The sequence below is a fragment of the Ensifer sp. R-19 genome (assembly GCF_049905105.1).
GTDB lineage: Bacteria > Pseudomonadota > Alphaproteobacteria > Rhizobiales > Rhizobiaceae > Ensifer.
On record NZ_CP184571.1, the window covers coordinates 575993 to 590997 of the forward strand.

Annotated in this window: 13 protein-coding genes and 6 pseudogenes; 9 read left to right on the forward strand and 10 right to left on the reverse strand. The window is 59.7% G+C overall.

The genetic code is table 11. From position 1 onward, the window contains the following. Nucleotides 1-24: 24 nt before the first annotated feature. The 3 genes from ACN9MO_RS33245 to ACN9MO_RS33255 form a co-directional block, all read right to left on the reverse strand. A complete protein-coding gene (locus tag ACN9MO_RS33245) occupies nucleotides 25-1413 on the reverse strand; it encodes an epoxide hydrolase family protein (protein ID WP_425988693.1) in 1389 nt (462 codons plus the stop codon). A 34-nt stretch (nucleotides 1414-1447) separates the two neighbouring features. Beyond that, a complete protein-coding gene (locus tag ACN9MO_RS33250) occupies nucleotides 1448-1702 on the reverse strand; it encodes a hypothetical protein (protein ID WP_112996554.1) in 255 nt (84 codons plus the stop codon). Between the two features lie 199 nt (nucleotides 1703-1901). Further along, on the reverse strand, nucleotides 1902-2138 hold the full coding sequence (locus ACN9MO_RS33255; protein WP_112996553.1) for a hypothetical protein: 237 nt from the start codon (nucleotides 2136-2138) through the stop codon (nucleotides 1902-1904). A gap of 129 nt (nucleotides 2139-2267) precedes the next feature. On the opposite strand from ACN9MO_RS33255, the gene ACN9MO_RS33260 reads away from it, so the two are divergent. Beyond that, complete coding sequence (locus ACN9MO_RS33260) at nucleotides 2268-3179, forward strand: LysR substrate-binding domain-containing protein (protein WP_425988696.1); 912 nt, start codon at nucleotides 2268-2270, stop codon at nucleotides 3177-3179. Nucleotides 3180-3478: 299 nt separating this feature from the next. Next, nucleotides 3479-3748 (forward strand): hypothetical protein, encoded by a 270-nt coding sequence (locus ACN9MO_RS33265; protein WP_112996552.1) that lies wholly within the window; start codon nucleotides 3479-3481, stop codon nucleotides 3746-3748. Between the two features lie 72 nt (nucleotides 3749-3820). Here the strand turns inward: ACN9MO_RS33265 and ACN9MO_RS33270 are convergent. From ACN9MO_RS33270 to ACN9MO_RS33280, 3 genes and pseudogenes are all read right to left on the reverse strand, one after another. Then, nucleotides 3821-4733 (reverse strand): annotated as a pseudogene (locus ACN9MO_RS33270) (IS91 family transposase); the annotation flags it as partial. 19 nt (nucleotides 4734-4752) lie between these two features. Then, a pseudogene (locus ACN9MO_RS33275) lies at nucleotides 4753-4971 on the reverse strand (tyrosine-type recombinase/integrase); the annotation flags it as partial. 681 nt (nucleotides 4972-5652) lie between these two features. Further along, entirely contained in the window at nucleotides 5653-7572 is a 1920-nt protein-coding gene (locus tag ACN9MO_RS33280) for an adenylate/guanylate cyclase domain-containing protein (protein WP_112996608.1), read from the reverse strand. A 206-nt stretch (nucleotides 7573-7778) separates the two neighbouring features. Between ACN9MO_RS33280 and ACN9MO_RS33285 the strand changes: the two are divergent. Continuing rightward, nucleotides 7779-7904, forward strand: a pseudogene (locus ACN9MO_RS33285) (BBE domain-containing protein); the annotation flags it as partial. 52 nt (nucleotides 7905-7956) lie between these two features. On the opposite strand, the gene ACN9MO_RS33290 reads toward ACN9MO_RS33285, so the two are convergent. Beyond that, a complete protein-coding gene (locus ACN9MO_RS33290; RefSeq protein WP_425989416.1) occupies nucleotides 7957-8079 on the reverse strand; it encodes a hypothetical protein in 123 nt (40 codons plus the stop codon). Then, nucleotides 8080-8808 (reverse strand): hypothetical protein, encoded by a 729-nt coding sequence (locus tag ACN9MO_RS33295; protein WP_425988701.1) that lies wholly within the window; start codon nucleotides 8806-8808, stop codon nucleotides 8080-8082. Nucleotides 8809-8935: 127 nt separating this feature from the next. Between ACN9MO_RS33295 and ACN9MO_RS33300 the strand changes: the two are divergent. The 5 genes and pseudogenes from ACN9MO_RS33300 to ACN9MO_RS33320 all read left to right on the forward strand — a co-directional run. Continuing rightward, nucleotides 8936-9103 (forward strand): annotated as a pseudogene (locus ACN9MO_RS33300) (LysR family transcriptional regulator); the annotation flags it as partial. Between the two features lie 94 nt (nucleotides 9104-9197). Next, nucleotides 9198-10475 (forward strand): amidase, encoded by a 1278-nt coding sequence (locus ACN9MO_RS33305; protein WP_425988704.1) that lies wholly within the window; start codon nucleotides 9198-9200, stop codon nucleotides 10473-10475. Nucleotides 10476-10491: 16 nt separating this feature from the next. Further along, nucleotides 10492-11751: an MFS transporter gene (locus tag ACN9MO_RS33310; protein ID WP_425988707.1), complete on the forward strand. Its 1260-nt coding sequence runs from the start codon at nucleotides 10492-10494 to the stop codon at nucleotides 11749-11751. Nucleotides 11752-11832: 81 nt separating this feature from the next. Further along, nucleotides 11833-12279 (forward strand): hypothetical protein, encoded by a 447-nt coding sequence (locus ACN9MO_RS33315; protein WP_057251567.1) that lies wholly within the window; start codon nucleotides 11833-11835, stop codon nucleotides 12277-12279. Nucleotides 12280-12293: 14 nt separating this feature from the next. Then, a pseudogene (locus tag ACN9MO_RS33320) lies at nucleotides 12294-12710 on the forward strand (DDE-type integrase/transposase/recombinase); the annotation flags it as partial. 24 nt (nucleotides 12711-12734) lie between these two features. On the opposite strand, the pseudogene ACN9MO_RS33325 reads toward ACN9MO_RS33320, so the two are convergent. Beyond that, nucleotides 12735-13468: pseudogene (locus tag ACN9MO_RS33325) on the reverse strand (transporter). 359 nt (nucleotides 13469-13827) lie between these two features. Further along, the gene (locus tag ACN9MO_RS33330; protein WP_162770928.1) at nucleotides 13828-14148 is read right to left on the reverse strand and encodes a hypothetical protein; all 321 of its coding nucleotides are present in this window, start codon (nucleotides 14146-14148) and stop codon (nucleotides 13828-13830) included. Between the two features lie 123 nt (nucleotides 14149-14271). Between ACN9MO_RS33330 and ACN9MO_RS33335 the strand changes: the two genes are divergently transcribed. Next, nucleotides 14272-14958 carry a hypothetical protein gene (locus tag ACN9MO_RS33335; protein WP_057251565.1) on the forward strand — a complete coding sequence of 229 codons (687 nt, stop codon included), beginning with the start codon at nucleotides 14272-14274 and terminating at the stop codon, nucleotides 14956-14958. Nucleotides 14959-15005 lie beyond the last annotated feature (47 nt).

A 15005-nucleotide genomic window follows, 5' to 3' on the forward strand; every position in this document is an offset into this window, starting at 1 on the left:
GGGAGAGCCCACTCCGCCACCGCGTCAATCGAGGTTTGCGCGAAGCGGCTTGAATGCTGCGCGGAGCTCACGCGTAAAGATCGTCGGCTCCTCCCAGGCAGGGAAATGGCCGCCCCTTTCGGCGTCATGGAAGTAGTTGAGGGTGGGGAACGCGCGACGCGCCCACGTTTCAGGCGCCCGGAAGAGATCGTCGTCCGGGAACGTCGTGATCGCCACCGGGATCGTGATCTCCCTGGTCTTCTGTGCGGCGGCACTGATGAGGTTCTGGTTGCGGTTTTCCCAGTAGAGCCTCGCGCCGGACGATACGGTGTTGGTCAGCCAATGCAGTGAAAAGTTGTCCAGCACTTCATCCGGCGTTGGCCGCTGTTCGGGATCCTTGCCGTAAGACCACTTTCCGAAGCCGCCGTGCACGAGCATCCAACCAGCCAGACCGGCGGGGGAATCCGTCAATCCGTAACCAACGGCCTGGGGTCGGGCACTCATCATTGTGAGATACCCCCAGCCGCCGTTCTTGATGAATCCCTGCATCGCAACGAACTCCACCTGCTCCTTGGCTGTCAGCCCGTCAGGCGCCGGCCCGCCGCTCGCTATTGCATCTGCAGCCTCGGGCGGAAACACCGCCGGCAGATTGGTGTGGATGCCAAGCAGCCCCTTGGGTGCCTGCCGAGCCATTGCCTCCACGACGCCCGCTCCCCAGTCGCCGCCTTGGGCAACGTAGCGCGCGTAGCCAAGCCGCTTCATCAGTACGTCCCAAGCGCGGCCGATGCGCTCCACGTCCCATCCGGTCTCGGTGGGTCTTGAAGAAAAGCCGTAGCCAGGCAGGGAAGGGATCACCACGTCGAAGGCGTCTTCCGCCCGACCGCCATATGAAGTTGGATCCGTAAGCGGGCCGATGATCTTGATTTGCTCGAAGATCGAACCGGGCCAGCCATGCGTGACGATCAGCGGCATGGCGTTCGGGTGCCGGGAGCGGACGTGGATGAAATGGATGTCGACGCCATCAATGGTCGTCATGTATTGCGGATGCGCGTTCAGCTTGGCCTCGCCTTTGCGCCAATCATATTCCGTGGCCCAATGGCGCACGAGTTGCTGCAGGTTTGCGAGCTGTGCACCCTGCGACTTGTCGGTCACCGTCTCCTTGTCAGGCCAGCGGGTCGCCGCGAGGCGCCGTTTCATGTCTACAAGATCGGCATCCGGCACATGAACCTGGAATGGTCGGATTGCGCCCGACTTGGTGCTTTCTTCGGTTGGCGCAGTTTTGTTGGATGGCTGTCCACTGGACATGTGTTCCGCATGTGCAAAAACTGCACTTGATGAGAGTGCCGCAAAAGCGGCGGCAAGAAATTGCTTACGCATCGATTTGTTCCCTTTGTTTCTAACGAGCCTCAGACCAGAGAAATCAGTGGGGCCCATCTCGGCCTCTCTGCGCTCCGGCCGGTGCAAGGCGCTACTTCTTGGTGCGGGTGGCCGACAGAGCAGCGTTCTCTCGGTCCTCGTCACGATCGTTCTGGAGCGAGCCGCTTTCGGTGCAGTGATCGCCGGGCTTGTTGACGCCCTTCTTAAAGGCGTACCAGCACCCCTGGTCGGAGGTGGCGATGGCAGCGGATGCGGACAGGCTGCCAACAACCGCAGTAAGGGCGAGTAGAAGGGTCAATGCGGCGGGGAAACCGCGCCGGTTGGGTGATGACGGTGCAGTGGACATATGCTTCTCCCTGGTTTTCGATTGTGAGATCGAGTGTTCAAGCCGGCGGTTTGATCCGGTCGATATAGATGTAGATACATCTGTCGCTCCGGAGCGCTCCGTGTCGGCGGGGTCACATTAGTGATTATCGATGTATATGCAAGCAATATTAGATGTACATGCATCGAATATTGGGGGCCACGCTAATAATTGCGGTTCGTCAGGTGACGTGTTCGTATTCGCGGCCAATCGACCACAGCGAGGGTGGTTTCGGCCATCGTCTCGGAAAACGGGGAGGCGTGGGATCTAAGACCGGCTTGTGTGTGGTCCCGGTCCCGACCACGGCGCAGGGTAGAGCGCCGCGGATTTCCCTGGTGGTCTGAGTAGTGGCGTGGGCGAAGGCGCTCGTGGCGAGCACTGTGCCGACGGCGGCAAGCGTCTGTATGAGCATGGTCATTGCATTGTCTCCTTCCAAGCAGCGTTGGGATTTGCCGAATTTTCGGAGCCGACGTGAAGAACTTAGCCCGTTCCAGTTTGGGCGATCAGACGGTAATATCGGGAGGCATCCTTTCACTGGTGAAAGGCTATGGACCGTCTCGACGCCATGACCATTCTGCTTGCCGCTGTAGACACGGGGAGCCTCTCCGCTGCCAGCCGCCAACTGCGCCTTCCCCTGGCAACGGTCAGCAGACGGGTCTCTGACCTGGAGGAGCACCTGAAAATCCGTTTGCTGCTGCGCGGGCACCGCAAACTGACGCTCACCGACTCTGGGCGCAGCTACGTCGCCTCATGTCGACGGATCATGGAAGACATTGCGGAGGCTGAACGCACTGCCGCCGGCGAATATCTGACGCCCCGGGGGGAACTGACCATCAGCGCGCCCCAGGTCATGGGGCGCATCCATCTCATGCCGGTGGTCGCGGATTTTCTGCGCACCTATCCGGACATTCGCATGCGCGTGCAGCTGACTGATCGGAACGTCAATCTCCTCGAGGAGGATGTCGATCTGGCACTCCGCGCACGCGAACTACCCGACAGCAGCATGATTGCCTTGCGCGCTGGGTGGGAACGCCGGGTGCTCTGTGCCAGCCCTGCTTATCTGAAAGACGGGGAATTGCCGCAGAAACCCACTGACCTAGCCTCGCACGACTGTGTGGCGTACGAGGGGGCGGTGGTCCCGCAGGGCCTGACCGGGACAAATTGGGAATTCGGTTCGGGAGGGACTCTTGAGTTTGTCCCGATCCCCTACCGGCTCGTCGTGAACTCGCTCGAGGCGGCGGTTAGCGCCGCAGTCGCCGGGGCCGGAATTGCCCGGGTGTTGTCATCCCAGATCGACGATTTGGTTAACTCGGGCCAACTGGTGACATTGCTGGAGGCGTATGAGCCCTCGCCTATACCCGTCAGCTTCATTTATCCCAGCCAACGGCAGGTGCCACTGAAACTACGCGCCTTCCTGGACTTTGCTGTCCCGCGTCTGAGGGAGCGGCTTGGCGCGTAACCAGCTTCGACCATTCGTTTTCTCCTATTCGGCATTCGACCTCGACAAACCGGCTTTCATCGCAGAAAAACCGATAGAAAGAGCTGTGAGGTCTCACCGAGGTCACGAAGCTGGGACCGGTCCGCAAGGCAGCCTCGCACAGCACCGACTTCCCGGCGGCAGCCGAGGCGATCGATGCCTTCCACTTGTGAAAGGAACCTTCCCGATTTTAGCGACTGGATCGGCGATTTCGGAACGGTCTAGGTTGTGTTCACGCTGACTGGCTAGCCAGCGATCAGATCATAATCACAGGAGCTTCCATGGACTTCGAGCAACACGGGACTGCAGTCGAAGAAATGACGCTTCTTGCGGCAGTCCGCGACACTCGCGAAGGCAGGTGCGTGATGCCCCCCGCCCGCGTCGCATCCATCAAGCGAACCGCCTGCGACATGCTCGCTCTCACGCTCGACGACGAACGGATTATTTCGGTCTTTGACCCTTCAGGCATGGGCTGGACCAACAGGGACTATCTCGCGGGTAAAGAGGTTGCGCTGAATGCCGATGGCTCCCTCGCGTATTTCAGGAACTGAGCTGTGACGATTCTACAAGAGCGGGAAGAACCAGGCTGCTTATCGGCTTTCGCCCATGTTGGTAGCCACAGCGAACTCATCGACCGCGAGCGTCGTGATCTGCTGCCGGTCGCGGCCGTCGCGGCGGTAGTCCTTATAGCGGAAGGTGACGCAAGCCTTGTCGAACGAGATCAGGCGACTGTTCGAGATGGCAACCCGGTGGGTATAGCGCGACAGATAGGCAAGAACCGCCTCAGGACCTGCAAAGGGCGGCTTGGCATAAATGACCCAACGCTTCCTGCGGACTGGCGACAGGTACCTTCCAAATGCCCGGCGATCAGCGAGATGCGCAGCCGAACCGAAGAAGGCGCGCCGGCCGGCATCATGGAGTTGGAATAGCCGCGTGAGGAACAGGCGACGGAACAGCTTGCCGAGCGCACGCACCGGCAGGAGGAATGCCGGACGTGACGAGATCCATCGCGACCCGTCGAGTGCGACACCACCGCCTGGCACGATCATGTGAACATGGGGATGATGGGTCATTGCCGATCCCCATGTGTGCAGGACGGCAGTAATGCCGATGCGTGCGCCGAGATGCTTCGGGTCGGCGGCGATCGTCAGCATCGTCTCGGAAGCGGCCTTGAACAGAAGGTCGTAAACCAGCGTCTTGTTGTAGAAGGCAATGGCGGCGACCTCGGCTGGCAATGTGAAGACGACATGGAAGTATCCGACCGGCAAGAGATCAGCCTCTCGTTCGGCGAGCCATGTGCGTGCAGCGGCGCCCTGGCACTTCGGGCAGTGCCGGTTCCGGCAGGAATTGTAGGCAATGCGCCACTCTCCGCAATCCTCGCAGGCCTCGACATGGCCGCCCAGTGCAGCGGTGCGGCAGTGCTCAAACGGCCGACATCACCTTAAGCTGGGTCAAGCTGAGATGTCCTTTGTGGGCTATCCGGTAAGCTGGCCCGGCGGCACGGAAGATATCGGCGACCTCGACCGAGGTGCGCATGGCTCAGCCGTTGGGCGTTTTTGCCTTCCATCAGCGCCATAAGCCGGTCGAGGGGCCCGGCAACCGCGTGAATGGTCCGGGTGGAGACCTTCGCATAGAGCGCGGTCGTCTCCAGCTTGCTATGTCCGAGCAGAACCTGGATGACGCGGATATCGGTGCCATCCTCCAGAAGATGGGTGGCAAAGCTGACGTGACGGATGTAGTCCTGCCGAGTGTGGGATCCCAACCCTCGCATCACCATGTCTTCCTGCATGCGCTGGCGAAGCGGTGTGGTCGGGGCATCGTATTGAAAGCTGGCCATTGAACGTTCCTCTCATTGAAGGGAACGCCATGGTTAGGCAACACCAACAGGCTGCCTAGAACCTCAGATAATCATACCAAACTCACCGCGCGCGCCCTCCCGCGAAGCGGGTTCGTGCATGAAGGCGCAAAGCGGACCTTCCGCTCCGAGCGGTGATCTCAGAAATCAATAGGCGCAATGACAAAGCGGTGCCCAGTTTCATCTCGTCCGGCCCGCCAAAACGCCCAACGCACTGATTCCTATGCCCATTCGAAAAACGCTCCGGAACAACAGAGAGAACTTTCAGCCGCAGTGTCTGAATTGCGACCTGGGCCTTCGTTCCGACACTGAAATCCTTCGTGAAAACGCGCTGAAAAAGTTGCGGGCTGAGAACCCGAGCGACCAGGTTCGCACTGCTCCAGCTTGGTCAACGAGATGCCGGCTGAGCCACAGAACAACAACAGGCTGCAGAAAGGGATATTTGTCGGACAAGCCGGGGCGGCGTGGATGACCCAACGCCGACTACGTGGTTGCTTCGCGCAGCGTTGCAACCATTTGCGTAATCGCGCCAAACCCTCAGCGACAGCGCTCGCCGATACCGGGGCGATCAGCGGGCTCGCGCGCGTTGCTCAGGCTGTTCTATGGCGGCTGCGCCTTCCCCACCTCGCATTCCGGCAGTCGCACAGGTTTGGCGAGTTTCGCCAGCGCTTCGGGCTTGGCGCACGCCGGGAAGCCAGCTAGCGGCATTGTTTCTATGAACCGAGTGCGCTCAATTGTGCTCAGGCCGGGTTCATTGATCATGCTCTCGACAGTCAGGTCCGGGTGCCGCTTGAGAGTTTCTATAACCGAAGCATTCGCCTCATCGGTTCGACCCAGCGCTGCGAGGGAACTGCTACGCACCACCCAGTTCCACTTTTGGTAGTTGTTAGGCGTCATGCGCTCCAGCATCTTCACCGCGTCCTCATACCGGCCCGCCATAAAATAGGCAGGTGAGAAGAAGTTCGACGTCCACATTGGATAGTTCGGGTCGAGCCGCATTACCTTGTCGACCATTTGAGCGCCGCGTTCGGGTTCACCGAAGCGTGCTGCAAAGCCGGAATAGAAAGTCAGGATTTCGGACGAACCGGGAGCTAGACGAACGGCCGTGTCCATCTCAGCCTTGGCGCGGCCCATGTCGCCCTTATTGGCAAGGCTCATACCAAACACCGCATGTGCTTCAGCGTCGCTCGGATCAAGTTGCACCGCGCGTTCAGCCACATCAGCAGCAGCCTTGCGGTTGCCCTCGGGATCGACGCCAAACACACCCAATAGATCATGAGCATGGTAAAGTTCTACCCAGGCCCGTGCCAGCCCCGGGTCCAGCTCGATAGCGCGGTTGAGAAACGTGACTGCCTTCGCCGCATCCGCTTTGGTGAGCTTTTCAATATTCTCGGACCCGAGCAGATAGTAATCATAGGCATTCAGGTTTTCAGGCCGTTTACGTTTGGCTGCAGCCCGCTCAGATTCTTGAATCAGTCCCACTCCGCCGCCGAGGCGGTTGCTGAGCTGCTCTGCGATTTCTGTCTGAACGGCGAACACGTCCTCAGCGGGCCGGTCCCAATTCTCCGACCAAAGATGGTGGCCGGTTTTTACATCGATCAACTGTGCTGTGATCCGTACCCGCCCCCCCTGCCGCTGGATCGAGCCTTCAAGTACAAAGCCGACATGGAGCGCACTGGCGACCTTGCGGGCATCGACCAGCTTGCCTTTATAAACTTCCGTCGAATTCCGCGCCACCACCTCGAATTCCGGAAAACGCGCGAGGTCGGTGATGATGTCCTCAGTCAGGCCATCGGCCAGACGCCCGCTAGCCTCGTCGCCGCCATAGTTGTTGAAGGGCAGCACCGCCACCGACGGCTTGCCGCTCCAAGGTTCGGGCTGCAAGAACCGCCAGACCCCGCTGCCCGCCAGAGCCAGCGCCACGATCGCCGCCGCAGCCGTCTTAGCCCAGCGCGGCATCATTCCGAGAAGCGGGCGGCGCGCCCATTTGCCGTCGAGTCTCAGCCGGTACATCCGCACTGGGCGGCTGATGTTCTTGACCTGCTGCTCGCCGGCGAAATCGAGCGGCCAGTCGATTTTGCCCTGGAGATGATCGTAGGCCGTCCCCGACACCATCACGCCGCCCGGCTCGGCCAACTGCTCCAGCCGCGCGGCGACATTCACGCCATCCCCATAGACATCGCCATCCACCAAAGCCACATCGCCCAGATTGATACCGACGCGGAATACGACGCGCTCAGGCTCCGGTAGGTCGGCGTTGCGCGCGGCCACGGTATTCTGAAACTCCGCGGCGCAGGCAACCGCGTCAACCACGCTGTCGAAGGCGACGAGCGCGCCGTCGCCCATCAGCTTGATAACGGTGCCATGGCGCTGGGAGATGGCGGGATTGATCAGATCGGCGCGGATGGCCTTCAGTCGCTTGATGGTGCCGGCCTCATCGGCCTCCATCGCCTTCGAGTAGCCGACCATATCCGCCGCTAGGATCGCGAGCAGCTTACGGTCGAGCGCAGGGGTACTCATCATCGTTGCCTTGCATGAACATGCAATAGTGTCGGCAGTCTACACAAATCGAAACGCCGCAACTAGCACACCGGCAAAACGGCATGACTGCTTTGGGGCGCGAAGCGGAAATGATTTCCGCGTCCGGCCCAAGCCGGCCATTCGACAAACAGCGTTCATCAAGTGTGATGTGCGCGATTTTGCCGTAATCTCCCTCAGATCCATTTGTGAGCTTAACGCCAACGTCTTCCACCAATTCCCCCAGCCTTGGGGAGGGTGACAACTTCGTTCGAGATGCTTTCGGTGCTGAAACCTACGCGCGGCTTCAGGAGGTCAAGGGCATTTATGACCCAGATAACCTCTTCCTATGGATCAGAACATTCGAGCCCCGGCCGTTGCGATCGCCTATTGCAGATGGTCGAGCAGCTCCTTGGCATCGACAAGGTCGAGTATATCGAAGCCTTCGGTGAACCAGGCGTAGACGGGGTCGAGAAGGCTTCGGCTCTCTTTGTCCCGGCCGCGGTCCATTTAGAGGCGCGCGAGGCTTGTTGCGGCTCTCAGCTCCGGCAATTTCGTGCTTTCGGAGCGAGCGGCCATCAGAGATTGCCGAAACCATCCCTCAACGGCATCGTCCTGCGCATGCAGCCGCGACAACAGCTCACCCTTCGTGCGCAGCAACTCAGGCAACAGATGCCTCGTTCCGGATTTGGCGATAATGCCGAACGCCTTCTCCAGCAAGGTCAACCCCTCGCTTGCGTCGCCGAGCTCACCATAGGCATGTGCGAGGACACAAAGATAAAAGTTCATACCCGCTTCTGCACCGGTCGCGGCAATTCCTTCGACCGCCTTGCGCATTTCCCGAATACCGTCCTGCAATTCTCTTTGCTGAGCGAGCGCCCACCCAAAGCAGAAACGGGCTGTCCCTGCCAAGAGCGGCAAATCATACTTAGAGGCTACGTCAAGTTGAAGTTGCGCCCATTCTAGTCCAGCCTCGGGTTCGCGCCGCAGGAGGTGGACAAAGGCCAGGGTGGACTGCGCGAGGGCAATTGTGACCGAATGAGATTCTCGCTCTGCCAGCGACATCCCCTCTCGACCGCGCTGAAGAGCTTGGTCTGGATACCCACGAATCCAGAGCATCAGCGCAGAGAAGTCGGGATCATGGCCTGTAAAGATATAGGTCAAACGATGATCCCTGTCGGGGTCGTAGGTCGCCATTCCCCAGTCCGCGTGCTTCTCGGCGGCCAGATAGTCGCCCATATAGAATTTGGTCGCCCACAACTGATGAACCGCGCGCCGCCTGTTGAGTTGGCCTCAAGGGCACGGATGGAATTCCCCTTGCCCGACAGGCCGTCCATTGCGGTCATGCCATTCACCAACATGTCCGGCGAAGGAATGGACGAAGGATCTGCCGAACCGCAACTTCGAGCTTAAGCCCGTGCGCGGCGTCGATCTGAAGATCGGGCTTGGTGTTGCCTGGAACAAAGAAGACCCGACCGCATCCCGCGACGACATCATCGACATTGCCCGTTCGCTGGCGCGGCCGGGAAGGTGAGGGCAAGAAATCACCCTTATAACGAGTGGTCAGACCCTCGAAGGAACGGGGCGTCTCCGCCCTATCCCCGACCTTTGGCCGACAGGAGCCGGACATGTTTGCCTATGCGCAGGTGATGGACACAAGCGCGCTGGAACAGGCGAAAGTGGCAGACGAAGAAATCGCCGCCGGACGCCATCGCGGTCCGCTGCACGGCGTTCCTGTTGCCGTCAAAGACCTGTGCTGGGTCGAAGGTGTGCCAAGCAGGGCCGGGACACTCGTCCATCACGATTTCATACCCGACGAAAACGCCACCGTCGTCAGACGCCTCAGGCAAGCAGGCGCGATCATTATCGGCAAGACGCAAATGACCGAGGGGGCCTATTCGGACTACCATCCGGCAATAACCCCATCTGTCAATCCGTGGAACGCGGACTACTGGACCGGGATTTCCTCGAGCGGTTCAGCAGTCGCTGCGGCAGCGGGCCTTTGTTTCGGCGCGATAGCGTCGGACACGGGCGGATCGATCCGCTGGCCATCGGCTGCAAATGGCGTCACCGGCCTCAAGCCGACATGGGGACGGGTCAGCCGCCACGGCGTCTTCGATCTCGCACCTTCGCTCGACCACATAGGCACGATTGCGCGAAGTGCCGTCGATGCGGGGATCATTCTTGCCGCCATCGCGGGGGCTGATCCGAAAGACCCTACGGCGGCCGCCCAACCGGTACCGGATTTCGCTTCCGCTTCGCGCGGTGGGATCGGCGGTTTACGGATAGGTCTCGATCCACGTTGGAACAGCGAGGATGTGGAGCCCCAGACACAAGCTGCTCTCGACGACGCCGCCGTCGTCTTTTCGGATCTCGGCGCGCTCATGGTCGAGATCAAGTTCCCAGACGTGGGGCAGGCCGTCTCCGATTGGGTGCCTAACTGCGCCGTGGAGGCGGCAGCGGTTCACGCGCGAGACTTTGCAGAAAACAGGAACTTGTACGGACCTATCCTTGCCGGCGTCATCGAAATGGGGAGAACCGTCTCAGAGGCGGAGTATCAGCAGATCCTCCTGCGACGGGCGATTTTCCGCCGTGAGGTCGAAGCCTTGTTTGCGGCGGTCGATTTGATCCTGACCCCCGTACAGCCGTTCGCCCCGCTGACGCTCGCTTCCCTCGCAACACTTGGCGAGCAGCCGGATCTGATCGCCAGGCTGCAGCGCTACACCTGCCCCCTCGATATGAGCGGCCATCCGGCACTGACGTTTCCTGCAGGCTTCGCAAGGGACGGTATGCCGATCGGCGTTCAATTGCTGGCGGGGCAGTTCCAGGAACTGACCCTGGTGCGCGCGGTAGCTGCATTCCAGGAGCATACGACCTGGCACCAGAGACACCCGGCAAAAGGCTGATAGAAAGGGAAACATCATGATCGCTTTCCATCAACGCCGGGACTTCTTTTACGGATGGGTTGTCGTTGCCGCGACATTTGCAGTGACATTCGTGGGCTTTGGCAGTGCCTATACCTTCAGTGCATTCATCGAAGCGTTACAGCGGGATCTCGGGGCATCGCGTGGCTCCATTTCGCTTGTTTTTTCGACGGCGGGTTTCTTGTACTTTAGCCTGGGCGTTATCTCTGGTCCGCTTGCCGATCGGTTCGGAGCAAGATCGCTCTGTGTTGTCGGCATGGCGCTTGTCGGTCTCGGCCTTGCATTGGCGGGGCAGGCGCGCACCATTGCTGAGGCCTATGCAGCTTACGGTCTCGGCATAGGTCTTGGCGTGGGATGCGCCTATGTGCCAGCCCTTGGGGCAGTGCAGCGCTGGTTTGTCGCGCGACGTGGCCTGGCATCGGGGCTCGCGGTTAGCGGTATCGGTTTTGGTACCCTTATCATGCCGCCGTTGGCGACGTGGTTGATTTCGACCCTGGGCTGGAGAGGGGCCTATTTGGTGCTTGGTGGAGCGGCCGCGGCGGTCGGCGTCGGCGCCTCGCTGCTGCTCGAAGACGATCCGGGGCAACGTGGACTGCGGCCGGACGGGGCCACGGACGAACCCGGCATCGAAAGTTCGGCGGCAAAGGAGGGCGTCTCAGTCAAGGATGCAATACGCACGCCGCATTTTCTTGGCATGTACGTGGCATGTCTGTTGAGCGCAGTCGGCGTATTCGTTCCGTTTATTCATCTTGTGCCGTTTGCAGTCGATCACCAGATCGCTCCAGCGGTCGCTGTCCTACTCTTGAGTGTGATCGGCGTTGGAAGCACAGCGGGGCGCTTTTGCCTTGGGGGCCTTGCGGATCGTTTGGGTCGGGACACCTTCCTGGTGATAATGTACGCAGGCATCGCCGTTTCGCTTGCAATTTGGGCTTCGTCTGCCGGATCTTGGGCACTTGCTGCCTTCGCCTTGCTGTTCGGATTGTTCTACGGTGGCTGGGTCGCGGTACTGCCGGCCGTGGTTGCCGATCATTTCGGTCGCCGCAATGTCGGTGGGATAATCGGCCTCCTTTACACGAGCGTCGCAATCGGCACGCTGATCGGTCCGAGCCTCGCTGGCTTTATCTATGACGCCAGCAACAGTTACTTCTCGGCCATTGTGATCAGTAGAGGTGCCAACGCGGTGGCCGCGCTTGTGGCGTTCGTGACGAGCGGCCTCCCACGGCACATTCTACATGACGACCAGATGAATTGCAGCTGATGGCGGTCCTTCTCAACCGGGAGTAAACATAGGGGCAGGAACCGCGAGACCGGCCAATCAACATTCAAGGGGGAACGATCAATGAGCATCGCAAGCAGGGGCCGCATTCTTGGCAAATTGTTCGGGTGCCTTGTTCTGTTCGCTGCCCACGAGTCCCTCGCCGAGGTGCTGGTGGATCCCGACGTTATGGCGGTCGTGGAAGGTGGGTACTGGAGAGAAGACGGCGTTGGAGAAGGCAGCTATCGCATCATCGTTGTAAGACAGGGTTTCGAACACGTTTCGTCGCGTGTCGTGGCGGAATGGAAGCTAGCGGCGAACGAAAAGGGCCGGGCCCGGATTATTCATTCCGTGGAACTCGTCAAGGGCGGCTTCTACAGCGTTGGTGCCCCCGAGATCGAATTTTCCAAAGGTGGAGCACGCGTTGAGCTTGGGGGTACCGCGACTTTTGCGCCAGGCACGACAGTTGTTTGCCATTTTGTGCTTGCGCCTGGAGGGAAAGTCACGGTGCTCAAAGCGTGTGGGGATTAGCAGCGTCGTATGCCAAAGCGGCCAAACGCTTTCTCGGCAAGGCGTTGAATGGCCTGAAGGACTGGGAACAGCCAACCGTCATCAACACCGACAAGGCTCCGACTTATGGCATTGCTATTGCCCAATTGAAGGCCGAAGGCAAATGTCCCGGAGGCCTTGTGCACCGGCAGGTCAAATATCTGAACAACGTCGTTGAGGCCGATCAGGGCAAGCTGAAGCAACTGATCAAACCGCGCCGCCAAGTCCGAATGTTGGTAAGCGCTGCAAGCATCTCCGACATTCTCATCTCCTTCGGATCATGCCCGAAGAATCGCATGGTAGCCCTTGTGTATCAAGGCTACCGCTGTCTTTGGTTGATAAAAGCCATCTATCGACTGGAAGTTCCGTTCTCCGGTGGTGGAGCGCTTTTGCGTAGCCTTTCTGACCCTTAGGCACTCGACGCACTTATGTGGCGCTCACGTGGGGAACAGGAATGTAACGGCGGGCGCGAACGCCCCAGCCCTGCGGCCCGCCCTCCGGGGATTCCGCCCAGTAACGTGCTCCGACCTGGAAGCTGACGGGTTGCTTGTCAAAGGTGACGAGCTTCGACACCGAGAAGTTGATGGGCACGCTCCATTGGTCGCTTTTCCAGTCGTACGTGCTTTCGGTGTCCAACGTGAAGGTCCAGGCATCATGCGTCGTGTAGGAAGCGAACGGCTGCAGGAACGTCGAACTGATGTCCGCACGCCCGCCGTCTCCCGCGACGACCAGATATGATTGGCAAGCGTGCCGTAGGTCCATGGTCCCTCCTGCTTCAAGAAACACCTGTGGGACCGAGCCCCAGCTTCCCCCCGCCAAGCAGAGGCTCCGTCGCAGTTGAAATAAGGATGGCGGGACCAGCGCCCCAGATCAGCCCGCCGGCCGCGGATTCCTTGGGCGAGAAGAAAAAGCTCTGGAGCGTATTTCCAAGTCCAAACTGGCTTCCGCTGCCCCCTGCGATGTCGTCCTGTGATGTTACCGGGACAATAGTCCTCGAGATGACGTTCCAATCGTCGTTCAGCTCAAATGGAATGACCGGCTGAATGTTCAGAACCGCCTTGTGCCCGTCGCTTGGACCATATCCGCTGTCGTAGTTGAACTGGAAGGGTACACTCACCAGCGAGGCAATCGGATTTGACAGTTTCTTCGCTAGATCGGCGTCCTGCGTCATCAGGAAGGCAGCGCCAAGGTCCCCGTGCGAGATTCGGGGCTGGAGACAGCATTTTGCAGCTGGCACGGGATATCTTCGGCGCTGGGCTCTGGATGCGGCGTCGCGTCCTCCCCTTGGGGGATGCTGCCACTGTCTCTCAATCTGGCTTCAAATTCGTAATTTGTTGAAATCGAGCCTAAGTCTCCAACGCCAAAGGTTCAATGCCTCATCGGCAACCAGAAAGCCACATCTTACGCGAGTAAAACGTGTCGTGCTCACTGTAGGTTACAGTTACGTACCTTGCGTCTCTCCTGCCAGCGCTCACGATGGCCGAAAAGCAGCGCCGGTATTTGGCATTGTCCTTCCTTTGAACTCAGGCCTCACACAAACGGATAGATCAAATGGGAAAGGGTGTCGAATTCGTAACGAGCTACTTCAAAACGAGCGGTCAGGCGATCGAGGAACTCGCCGCCCAATGCGAGGCCTTTCGCGAACTCTGTGAGGATTTCGCCATAGCCAATGAGGAGAAGGACCGATGGCGGCGCTCCACATCTTCCGGACGGCAACAGCGGATCGCCGAGTATCAGGAGCTCATAGACAGCATCCTTATCGACATCGAGCGGGAACTGGAAAGGTTCGGCAAGGGCCCTTTCGCAAAACCATACTAATCCGAGGAAACTATCTTTCAGATCACGGATCATGAACGCGCAGAGTGGCCGACTGACACCCCCGGCCATTCCGTGTCAGCCGACAACAGGTGCGCACTGCTAATCAATCTGGGGCTCCCGCAATAGGGCCAACCGGGACAAGAGGGAGTGATACAGATGAACAAATTATCCTGCATATGCATATGCCTGGTCGCTCTGGCGGCGGGCCTGCTATCCACCGCGCCAATGTTCGCACAGGACGCCATGTCAGCGCCGGCGCAAAAGACGATCGGGGCGACAAAATCGCAAATGGTACCGTCTCTTGCCGTTCTTAATTCTGCGGGAGCAAAACTCGAAAACGGCAAGCTCACGATGTCCGGCATCACCGCCAGTTCGATCGTCTTCGCCGATCGGCCGGTGCGATCTGCAGGTCACGTCCTCACCTCCGAGTTCATCAAGCAATGGGGTGAGGGAACGGACAGCTTCGCCAAGGACCCTCCTAATGCAACAATATCAGTCCTGAGCAGCAGAGGTGACTCGGTCGCCGATGCAGTGGTCGTCTTGAAGGCGCCCAAGCTCGAGGGTGGTAATCTGACTTTCGAAGTTGCCGTCCTGGAAGGTGATCTGGTTGGGGCGGACGGCCCGGCATCGCTGTTTATCGACTGGTTTGCTGCTCGAGGCCCATACGGCGGGGTAGCGGTGGGTGGACGTGCCCCGGTCTGGCGCGGGGGATGGTATGCGCACCCGGGAGCCTATTACGGTGCAGGCGTAGTCGCCGGGGCTGCGATCGGCGCGGCAGCTGCCGAGCGTCGCTACTACGCTCCTGGGGCCTGTGGCTACTATCCCTATCCGCCCTGCTACTAGGAGCGCGTTTGGGCATGTGCCAGCGCGCGAGAGCCGTCCCCTTGCAA